General features: G+C 41.1%; 11 protein-coding genes. 8 read left to right on the plus strand and 3 right to left on the minus strand.

The genetic code is table 11. The features are described 5' to 3' along the window. Nucleotides 1-464: 464 nt before the first annotated feature. The gene (locus F7734_RS59015) at nt 465-677 is read left to right on the plus strand and encodes a hypothetical protein (RefSeq protein WP_166482819.1); all 213 of its coding nucleotides are present in this window, start codon (nt 465-467) and stop codon (nt 675-677) included. 163 nt (nt 678-840) lie between these two features. On the opposite strand, the gene F7734_RS59020 is transcribed toward F7734_RS59015, so the two are convergent. Then, the gene (locus tag F7734_RS59020; protein ID WP_155753472.1) at nt 841-1,080 is read right to left on the minus strand and encodes a hypothetical protein; all 240 of its coding nucleotides are present in this window, start codon (nt 1,078-1,080) and stop codon (nt 841-843) included. 398 nt (nt 1,081-1,478) lie between these two features. Between F7734_RS59020 and F7734_RS62775 the strand changes: the two genes are divergently transcribed. The 4 genes from F7734_RS62775 (at nt 1,479) to F7734_RS59040 (ending at nt 3,930) form a co-directional block, all read left to right on the plus strand. After that, nucleotides 1,479-1,751, plus strand: coding sequence for a hypothetical protein (locus F7734_RS62775; RefSeq protein WP_207714475.1), 273 nt, complete (start codon nt 1,479-1,481; stop codon nt 1,749-1,751). Nucleotides 1,752-1,816: 65 nt separating this feature from the next. Continuing rightward, nucleotides 1,817-2,284, plus strand: coding sequence for a poly(R)-hydroxyalkanoic acid synthase subunit PhaE (locus tag F7734_RS64945; protein WP_155753473.1), 468 nt, complete (start codon nt 1,817-1,819; stop codon nt 2,282-2,284). A gap of 15 nt (nt 2,285-2,299) precedes the next feature. Next, nucleotides 2,300-3,364 carry a class III poly(R)-hydroxyalkanoic acid synthase subunit PhaC gene (gene phaC, locus F7734_RS59035; RefSeq protein WP_166482821.1) on the plus strand — a complete coding sequence of 355 codons (1,065 nt, stop codon included), beginning with the start codon at nt 2,300-2,302 and terminating at the stop codon, nt 3,362-3,364. 152 nt (nt 3,365-3,516) lie between these two features. Continuing rightward, the gene (locus tag F7734_RS59040; RefSeq protein WP_155753474.1) at nt 3,517-3,930 is read left to right on the plus strand and encodes a response regulator; all 414 of its coding nucleotides are present in this window, start codon (nt 3,517-3,519) and stop codon (nt 3,928-3,930) included. 37 nt (nt 3,931-3,967) lie between these two features. Here F7734_RS59040 and F7734_RS59045 read toward each other — a convergent pair whose 3' ends face one another. After that, on the minus strand, nt 3,968-5,194 hold the full coding sequence (locus F7734_RS59045; protein WP_155753475.1) for a sensor histidine kinase: 1,227 nt from the start codon (nt 5,192-5,194) through the stop codon (nt 3,968-3,970). A gap of 414 nt (nt 5,195-5,608) precedes the next feature. Here F7734_RS59045 and F7734_RS59050 point away from each other — a divergent pair, with 414 nt between their 5' ends. From F7734_RS59050 to F7734_RS59060, 3 genes are all read left to right on the plus strand, one after another. Continuing rightward, nucleotides 5,609-5,944: a hypothetical protein gene (locus F7734_RS59050; protein ID WP_207714476.1), complete on the plus strand. Its 336-nt coding sequence runs from the start codon at nt 5,609-5,611 to the stop codon at nt 5,942-5,944. A 536-nt stretch (nt 5,945-6,480) separates the two neighbouring features. Next, nucleotides 6,481-7,386, plus strand: a complete 906-nt coding sequence (locus F7734_RS59055) for an isoaspartyl peptidase/L-asparaginase family protein (protein ID WP_155753476.1) — start codon at nt 6,481-6,483, stop codon at nt 7,384-7,386. A 491-nt stretch (nt 7,387-7,877) separates the two neighbouring features. Next, nucleotides 7,878-8,342 (plus strand): hypothetical protein, encoded by a 465-nt coding sequence (locus F7734_RS59060; RefSeq protein ID WP_155753477.1) that lies wholly within the window; start codon nt 7,878-7,880, stop codon nt 8,340-8,342. A gap of 233 nt (nt 8,343-8,575) precedes the next feature. On the opposite strand, the gene F7734_RS59065 is transcribed toward F7734_RS59060, so the two are convergent. Continuing rightward, the gene (locus tag F7734_RS59065; RefSeq protein WP_155753478.1) at nt 8,576-9,436 is read right to left on the minus strand and encodes a protein-glutamate O-methyltransferase CheR; all 861 of its coding nucleotides are present in this window, start codon (nt 9,434-9,436) and stop codon (nt 8,576-8,578) included. Nucleotides 9,437-9,812 lie beyond the last annotated feature (376 nt).

Consider the following 9,812-nt stretch of genomic DNA (forward strand, 5'->3'; position numbering starts at 1 on the left):
TTAATTAATAATTTTCCCTACTTAAAAGTAGGGAAAATAAATGATTCTTGTTAAATATTGCTTATGCAACTTTAACTTGCGCTCCCTTTTTTTATAAGATAAGTTACTTACTTCTTCAAGACTTCTGCCCTAAGGAATGGATCTATGCGTTAGTAGTTGGGGATGCATACAAAGACATCATAACTACAAACTAATAATTGACCAAATTAATTTTGAGGGATTGCAAGCTCCACGACTTCTTTAATAAGTCGCGGTTCTAAGCCAACTTAACAAGCAAAATTTATTTATAAATTTTTCAAATATTGCAAAACCATGTATCTCAAATGACAAATGATTTTAATAACAAATTAACTTCGGATAGAAAGTTATTCAATTCTTTAGTTAGACGTTATTTCTTTTGTTAATACTTATGATGATTTAATGAAAAGCAAAAAATAACAAATTGATTAGGAGCATCTGCGATCGTGAATAACAAATTGATAGTACCTCCCAAATTCAACACGCGTCAAGTTGTTCGTTTCCTTGGAGGTGTAGGCACAATTTTATATTATCAACCAGATTCTTACACTTGGAAATATGCTGTTGAAATGGCAAAGGGTCCAGAACCAGAGATGGGGAGAATTGGTCCTGAAACCACAATTTTATTGCATGAGGAAGACATTCAGGGTATGAATTAATCTCTTTGAGACAAATGGTATCTTGCCTTATTTTTGAAGACTGCTCCTAATGCTGCCACACTAAAAGCCAGGATTACGCTGCTCTTTGCCTTTAGATAAGTTGCTAGATAAATGGCTTCCTTGTATGCGATTAAGATGAAATGACCTTTTGCTTTAAAACAACTTAAGGATTGATAACTCCGTAGTAAATGGAAGCAACAAATAGCAACACTAAAATACTTAGAATTAAACTATTGCGTACTAGAGGATTAAGAGAGGCTTGGCGGGTAAGAGCGTTATTTGCTCCTATGCGATCGCTCAGTTCTAAGTCGCTTTGTTGTTGATAACTTGTAGAGATAAACTTGTTATCTATTGAGCGAGCTTTATTCTCTACTCTTGTTGTTGGGATTTCTTCTGATTGCATGAGTTTCTGGTGCGGTATCTTTAAGGATGACTGCTGCTATAGTTCCAAATAATTACGACTTACGACATCATCCTTAAGGATTAGTAAGCTTTGCATATAGTTCTACTAAAAGACTTATCTAATGTGAAGTTTAATTGTAATGATGAACACATTATTTTAAACAATTAGATGAGATTTCATTTGTGATTTTTCACTCATGGCTTATTTTCAGATTTTTGTCATCAATATTCTTAAAAAATGATAAAATTAAATAAAAATATTATTAATAAATATTGTGGTTGAAAAATATTTTGGACTTACCCATAATACGACGGTACTGACTGAGCATTGGCGTAGGATGTTTCACTGCACTAAGAAAAACAACCCACCCCAATCAACATAGGTCGAGGAATGAATTGATGACACAAGATAAAGTGAACCATCTCGCGCAAACAGCAACTCAGGGAAGATTGCTGTCACGACCAACGCAGCCAGTAGGAACTCCGCTACTCGGTCTGCAACCACTAGAACTAGATACCAAGCGTGACGGCTTCCTCTACGTACCGAAAAACTACCAACCTTCTCAACCCGCACCACTCGTGCTGATGCTGCACGGCGCAGGTGGTAACGCACATGGCGGTCTTGCTCCATTTCTCAACTTCGCTGATGCATCCGGGATCGTTCTAGCATGACCTGGTTTCTGTCAGAAAGCGATTAAATGCTATGTAGTAGTTACTGAGATGAGAGGCGAAACTTGATGCTCACACACCGCCAGAGTTCTGATGAGTTTAACCAATTGCTTCAGACTTTTAATGTCTGGATAAACTTGAGTCAGGCAAGCTGTGATTATCTGTTACTATTGCTTGATATCTGGGTAAAAGCATTTGAAGAATTTACGCAAAAGTTAGTAAATTCTCAAAACCAGGGAGAAACCCTTAACAACTGGCAGGATTTTCTTCGGAATTGGAGTAGTATATTTGACACAGTATTTGCCCGGAGCTTTGGTTCCGAAGACGCTCTTCAGATTCAGGGAAAATTTTTGAATGCAGCGATCGCTTGGCGGCTACAACAGCAACAACTGGTAGAAATGTTTCTTAAAATGAATAACCAACCAACTCGTAGCGAACTTGATGAACTCCATCGCAGTCTCTATGAATTGCGAAAGGATGTGAAAAGCTTAAAAAAAGCTTTGCTACAATCTCAGAGTGACGTGCAAATCGAATAAGCAAGTACAAAGAACGTGTCATTTGAGATACTACAGAAGCTGGTTAAGGGCTTTGATACCTTGTCTCGCCTGGGTGAAGAGGACATTCAAATCGGTGTGACCCCCAAGGAAGAGGTTTACCGGGAGGATAAAGTGGTGCTGTACCGTTTTCAGCCTCATGACGAGACACAGTATACCATGTCTGGTCGTATACCTCTCCTCATTGTTTATGCTCTAGTCAACCGCCCCTATATGATTGATTTACAGGAAGGGCGATCGCTTGTTGCTAACTTGCTCAAACTTGGGTTAGATATCTACGTTATTGATTGGGGTTATCCAAGTCGGGGCGATATGTGGCTAACCCTTGATGACTATATCAATGGTTATATCAATAACTGTGTAGATGTAGTACGCAAGCGACACAATCTAGAGCAAATCAATTTATTAGGGATTTGTCAGGGGGGAACCTTTAGCCTTTGTTACAGTTCCCTCTACCCTAAGAAAGTGAAAAATCTAATTGTAATGGTTACGCCAGTTGATTTTCACGTCAAAGAAGGGCTGTTGAATGTTTGGAGTGGATGCACTGTAGGATCGCAGGCTTTGGATGTAGATCGTCTAGTCGATACTTTTGGCAATGTTCCTGGGGACTTCTTAAACTTTGTGTTTGTCATGCTGAAGCCATTCCAGTTAGGAGTGAAAAAGTACATTGACCTTCTGGAGATAATTGACAATGAAGAGAAGCTTGTCAACTTTCTCAGGATGGAGAAATGGATTTTTGACAGCCCCGATCAAGCTGGTGAAGCTTACCGACAGTTTATTAAGGACTTTTACCAAGGAAATAAACTGATTAAAGGTGAAATTAAGATTGGGGACAAGCGAGTTGATTTGGGGAATATCCGCATCCCGGTTTTGAATGTTTACGCAACACAAGATCATCTAGTTCCCCCTGCATCCTCCTTGGCTCTGGAGAAATACGTTGGCAGCAAGGACTATACGGTTTGCGCTTTTCCTGTGGGACACGTTGGGATATATGTCAGCAGTAAAGTTCAGAGGGATCTACCTCCATCTATTTCCGATTGGCTGAAAGCGAGACTCTCCTGAGGTAAGAGGTTAGTCAGTTAATAAATAGCTACTATAAAGCAAACTGATTTCAGAATTGCGATCGCTGCCACCTTATACCCTACCTCCTTGCTTGATGGTGGTTGGGCGCAAGACTGAAACAAACCTTTTTACCCAAAAGGAAACTTAATTTTATGTCATCTTCTCAAGCTAAACCTCAAGCTAAACGCATCTTAGTTATAGATGATACGCCAGATAATCTCTATCTTTTAGAGACAGTTTTGGTAGAAGAAGGGTATGTAGTTGAGGTTGCTAGCAATGGCAAAACGGGGTTAGCCATGATAGAAGCATCACCGCCCGATCTGGTCTTGCTTGATGCGATGATGCCGGGAATAAATGGTTACGAAGTCACTCGGCGTATTCGGGAGAATAAACAACTACCTTTTATTCCTATTCTTCTGATTACGGCTTATATAGAAGCTGATATACCTGAAGGATTAAATTTAGGAGCTAATGACTTTCTCCGCAAGCCCATTGACTATGATGAACTCATGGCAAGAATTAAAGCATTTTTACGATTAAAAGATAATCTGAGTCCTACAGTTTGAAGAGAAAAAATTAAAAAATCTCTACATATTTCATCTTTCATTCTTTAGTCTTCAAGCTTGAGTTGACAGGCAAAATAACAGTGAAAGTGGAGCCAACTCCTACTTGCGAAACTAACTCTATTTTTCCTTGCATAAGTTTTACCAACTGCGAGACAATTGCTAGCCCCAAGCCAGTACCATCCACTAGGTGGGTAACACTATTCTCAGATCGAAAGAAGGGATCAAAGATACGCGCCCGATCTTCTGGTGCAATTCCAACTCCTGTGTCACTCACCGAGATACACCACTGGTTGTCAGGTAGCATCCCGCACCTTAATTTGATGCTTCCTGACTCTGTGTAACGAATCGCATTGCTGAGAAGATTTGTGACGATTTGTTGTAATCTGAGCGGATCGACTACTACTGTTTTAAGTAGGTGTGAAGTGGAGCGCTCGCCGAGCGCAAAATTGCAATCAACGACTATCTCTAGCTCTTTTGCACTAGCCAGAGGCTCCAACATTTTAACCACATCATCAATGGAAGAACACGCATCTGTTGGTACTGGATGCAGTTCCATCTTCCCAGCCTGATACCGCGAGATTTCTAGAGCATCGTTGATGAGGCGCAGTAACTGTCTGCCGTTACGTAGTACTCGCTCAATATGTTCAATATGGCGAAAAGTACTCTCAGCCTCAGTATTCTTTTGAGAAGATCGCAAAATCAACTCCGAATATCCAATAATTGAATTCAGAGGATTTTTGAGTTCGTGGGCTAGTTGAGAAAGGTTTTCCTGATTGGCTTTTACCAAGCGAGTCAGTTCCTGATTGGTTAACTCTGCCTGACTTTGTAGCTGCTGTAGTTCCTGCAAGCGTTCATCTACATAACTTTTAAAGCACTGACCAATAGCTTCGTCGATAGTTTCGTCAATTGCTCTATGAACTCGTATGACTTCTCGAACTGTACCGTTGACTAAGTCTGCTTCTAGAGTAGAAAAGATGATTTGACGTAGCAGACGATACTCGCGTGCAATTTCTGATGGAGTGAAACCTTGTGCAGCACGTAAAACACCATGTTCGAGGCTGTTTTGCACGATGGACTCAATATCGCTTTTCTGGGATTGAGAAAGCACGGTTGTCATCGCTTTGAGAACATCAGGAAGGTGATCCCGTATAGCTGAATGCGGTAAATTATTGGTACTCGAAATTTGTCGATCCAGGCGAACAGCTTCAACCCAGTTTTGGATGATGATGTCTATTTTCTCATCAAGTAACTGACTAAAATTCATTGTGGTTCTGGTGCGGGGGGAGTGAATCGAAAAACCCTTTTGGTTTAATTTTACCTAGCAGAAATTAAAACTTATACAACTTTCATGACAAAACCGTAGGTAGGGCTAAAGCCCTACCTTTCTCGTTCCCAGGCTCTGCCTGGGAATGCCTTATCAGGAGGCTCCGCCTCCAGTAAGGAATTTCCAAATAAAAAAATTTCCCAAAATTTCTTGTGGTGTGCGTGTCAAACTGCTTCTAGCCCGCCATAAATATAGAACGGGCGTCCTCGCCCGTTCCACAAGATAGATGGTTTATTTGTTGGAAATCCCTAACAGGAGGCTCCGCCTCGCTCTACGCATTCCCAGGCTCTGCCTGGGAACGAGGACAATTGAAACTCGTTACTTAATATTTTGTGTTCAAAGCCACAAGGTAATGTGAAACCAGTAGGAATGCCTCCCCTATATCAACCCAGTCTTGTGGCTGACGCTATCCTTCATGTTGCAGAACATCCAACTCGCGATATCTTAGTTGGGGATGCGGCTAGGGCATTGGATTTTCTACAGCGACTTTCGCCAACACTTGTAAATTCTTTGTTGCAACTTGCGGCTTTCCGGCTACAGCGCACTTCACAACCAAAGTCTGAGGATGCACCTGATAATTTATACGGACCTGCTCCCGAACATGACAGGGTTAAGGGAGATTTTGATAATCTGGTAATACCGAGTTTTTTGGATTGGTTTGATAAAAATATATTGGTCAGATCGAATTGAACTGGTGCCAATACTGCAAGGGCTGAGAATTTTAGCTTTGTTGGGTTGAGCGACAGCGAAACCCAACAAATGCTTCTAGATGTTGGGTTTCGTTCCTCAACCCAACCTACAGTGTCTTAATGTTTACTTTATAAATCATCTCTTATTTCTTGCCGTGTAAATTTTAAATGTATTGACAATTACAAATCAAATTAATATTATCTAAAGTTATAGATAAGCTGACAAATACGCCTATTGACAGAAGGTTAAAATTAAAAATTAACAGTATTTTTTAAATCAGGTAGGTAAATTAAACCATCATTATTTTTCAAGCAATTACTTTCTTGTCTCTCTGGTACTACCGATTTTTATATAGTGAGCGAAGCTCGCCAATATCTGCGCCTTTAAGTCATCTTGTAGTCAGATGGGAGTCAGAAAGTGAAAAAGGTTGTTGAGAAGAAGCGATCGCTTTACTATTGCTCTCAAGACAAAGCTTTTTTGAGCTAATTTTTGGCAACTTTATTACAGATAACATTCATCAAAATTCCAGGAAATTTATGACAATAAGCATTATTGTTCACGGTGGAGCAAAAACGATTTTAAAGGAAAAAGTAGACGCGAACAATGCAGGCTGCTTGGCAGCTGTAGAAGCAGGTTGGGCAATACTGAAGCAAGGGGGTAGTGCTGGAGCAGCTGTTGAGGCAGCAATTCGCGTTCTTGAAGCAGATCCTACATTTAACGCAGGTTTTGGTGCAGTTCTTAACACTCAGGGAGAGGTAGAACTAGATGCAGCAATCATGGAAGGTGCTACCTTAGGCTGGGGAGCAGTCGCGGCAGTTCAAGGTGTGCGCCATCCTATCTCGGTAGCGCGTAAGATTATGGATAAAAAACCAATGCTGCTTGTAGCGCAAAGTGCAGAACGCTATGCCGCAGAAAACGGAGCCGAAATGTGTGCAAAAGAAAACTTAATTGCTGAAGAGCAGCAGCAACAATGGGAAGAGGAGCAGGAAGTTATCGATCGCCCCAATACTATTGGCTGTGTAGCTTTGGATAGCAACGGTACCTTAGTGGCTGGTACCTCAACGGGCGGCACCACAAATCAACCCGCAGGTCGCGTTGGTGACACTGCAGTTGTTGGCTCTGGCTTATACGCTGATAATCGACTTGGTGCATGCTCAACTACAGGTGATGGCGAGTCGATTATTCCAGTTGTTTTATCTAAAACTGCGATTGATTTCCTTACTGGAGACAGACACCCAGACGAAGCAGCACAGATGGCCATTGACTTTTTAGCCTCTAGGGTAGAAGGAGAAGCAGGCTGTATCCTTTTGGATCGGCAAGGAAGAGTTGGTTGGGCGCATAACTCATCGGATATGGCTTGTGCTTACATGACTGAGTTACAGGACAAGCCAAGTGCATTTACAAGAAGGTATGCTCAAGAACCTGCTTTTGCAGGAGGTTGAGATAATACGAAGTTGCGAGCGAAGATATCAACCACAACAACCTCATTCTGTTGCTTCTGCCATCACTAGGTTGACAAACAAACTCTGTCATGCGTGGCTTAGATTGATTTAAAGTAACGACTCTTGTTGCGTTTAACTTCTAGCCAGAGAATGGATTTATTATAAAAAAGGCAGAGGACAGTTATGCAGAAGGGACGAAAAGTATTTTTATTTGTCCTAGTGTCAGTAGCTCATGACGAATAGTTAGAGCAACTCTATTTTGATGGCTGAATTTAAAGATTTGTCAAGCAGAAAAAAAATTGTCAAATAAGTCAAAAAATCTGTCAATATATATGAGAGTGTGTATCTATGGTCAGCACCCCGCTCTGAAGAAACAGGCACTACTCCTCTGCTTATCCAACCCCGTAAGAGGATGACTAATAAATTAGCTCGTGTCGTGTTTCCTACGCGACCTGAAGGTGCGCGGTTTCCACACTCCCGGAGGTTTTTAGATGAGTGACGACCTAAGTACCCCAGACTTGAAAACAACGATGGCAGAGTCAATCTCCGAGCCAATTACACCATATCAGGCGATTCAAAAATATTTTGAAGTTGTTGAGGCAGTCCAGAAAGCTTTAGGTATGGAGCCTGCAAGCGATCGCAAGCCAGCCATTGAGCCAGAGATTGAGAACGAGTTAATTGAGTTAGAACCCGTAGAACCCGACACGGAAATAGGATCGGGTATAGTAACTCCCCAACCTCTTGTTGAAAAAAATAACAATTGGACTGCTGAACAACTAGCAGAGGAAAAGTGTTATTTAGCAGAGTTAAAGGCAGAAAACCTAAAGATGAGCGCTAACAATCATAAAAGATTTATTGAAGCTCAAGCTAACTTTGCCAACACTCAAGCTCTGTTTGCAGCCAGTCTATTCAGATTTAGTTCTAGAAAGCAGGAGAAAAGCAGGCAACAATCTTGATTTGTGAGAATAGAAGCTCAGATCCCCGACAACTTCTGCGGATGCCGTTGGCGAATGGTGGGTCTGACCCCTCACCTCGTTCCCAGGCTCCGCCTGGGAATGCCTTAAGGGAGGCTCCGCCTCCAGTGTGCAACTAGGTAAGCGAGGCAGAGCCTCGCGATCTGCATTCCCAGGTAGAACCTGGGAACGAGAGTTTGACTTAGGACAGACGAGACTGCTATATTTAGAATTCATTAAATTTGTTTAAATGCCTGGACTAATAGCTGAGGGTTGAAATGAGGCTGCGGCACCTTGGCAAAAATGCGATGCGTAATATTTACGGTTGTGAAGAGGTTTGAATTAGCTGCCGTCTCACTACTACCAAGAAAGAGGAAACCGCTCTCCTTAAGGCTAAAGTAAAAGCGTACTAAAGTTCTAGTTTGTGCTTCTTGACTGAAATAAATCAATGTGTTCCGGCATACTAATAAGTCAATCCGAGGTATTGGAGTGTCGTGAATTATATTGTGATGTTGAAAAATAATGGAGCGGCGTAAGTCATGGCGGAAAACATAATAGTTATTGGCTAGTTCAAAATATCGATTCAACAGAGACTGGGGAATATTTTTGACTTCATCACTGAGATAACTGCCACGGGTGGCTTGATTCAGTGCCTTTTCACTTATATCTGTGCCGTAAATTCTTACCCTTTGGCGAAACTGTTGTAATCCAACGCTTTCAGCCAAAATCATTGCTAAAGTATAAGTCTCTTGTCCAAAAGCACATCCTGCACTCCACACACGGATGTCTTCATCTGGTAACTTACTTGCAATGATTTCAGGAACAATCTGACTGCTGAGATAATCCCAATCAGCTTTATCCCTGAAAAAGCTAGTCACACTAATCTGTAGGGCATTGAAAACGTGAGTAACTTCTTCTGAATGCTCTTCTAAATAGTCTTTGTACTCTCTGAAGGATTGGATGGATATTTGTCGCATCCGATAATAAATTCGACGCCTTAAGCTGTTACTTTTATAACTGCTAAAATCAAAGTTGTGTTTTTGCCTCAAGTAGTCTAGTAATGCCTCAAAATCATCTTGCTCTAGTCCTGAAGACATTTGAGTTACCTTTGATTTACTATAAACTCCTCCATCGCCCTCACAGATAAGCGTGGCAGATCTTGGCACAGCATTTAACAGGCAAGAAGACTCCTATTGTAAGAGAGATTGGATGTAAGAGAGATTGGAGTGTTTGCGATTTTATTGAGGTTGATTTTCAATTGATATTAAAATTATTATCACTTTAAGTAAAGAAGAACATTTAAAATTTACAATTCTTTAAAAAGCTTTATTTTACTTTAGCCCACGCAGGTAAGCTTCGTCTGTATAGTCCCTATATTTCAATAAAAAAATCTCCCTCTAGACCGCAACATTAGAGGGAGAACAAGGTCAGAGGACATCCAAAACATCACTAAACTGGAAGTATACTTAATAC

This window comes from Scytonema sp. UIC 10036, assembly GCF_009725235.1.

Bases quoted from the DNA above. Each gene is read 5' to 3' on its own strand.
- F7734_RS59020 (WP_155753472.1), bottom strand. From the start codon at position 1,080: ATGCAATCAGAAGAAATCCCAACAACAAGAGTAGAGAATAAAGCTCGC.
- F7734_RS62775 (WP_207714475.1), top strand. From the start codon at position 1,479: ATGACACAAGATAAAGTGAACCATCTCGCGCAAACAGCAACTCAGGGA.
- F7734_RS64945 (WP_155753473.1), top strand. From the start codon at position 1,817: ATGCTCACACACCGCCAGAGTTCTGATGAGTTTAACCAATTGCTTCAG.
- F7734_RS59040 (WP_155753474.1), top strand. From the start codon at position 3,517: ATGTCATCTTCTCAAGCTAAACCTCAAGCTAAACGCATCTTAGTTATA.
- F7734_RS59045 (WP_155753475.1), bottom strand. From the start codon at position 5,194: ATGAATTTTAGTCAGTTACTTGATGAGAAAATAGACATCATCATCCAA.
- F7734_RS59055 (WP_155753476.1), top strand. From the start codon at position 6,481: ATGACAATAAGCATTATTGTTCACGGTGGAGCAAAAACGATTTTAAAG.
- F7734_RS59060 (WP_155753477.1), top strand. From the start codon at position 7,878: ATGAGTGACGACCTAAGTACCCCAGACTTGAAAACAACGATGGCAGAG.
- F7734_RS59065 (WP_155753478.1), bottom strand. From the start codon at position 9,436: ATGTCTTCAGGACTAGAGCAAGATGATTTTGAGGCATTACTAGACTAC.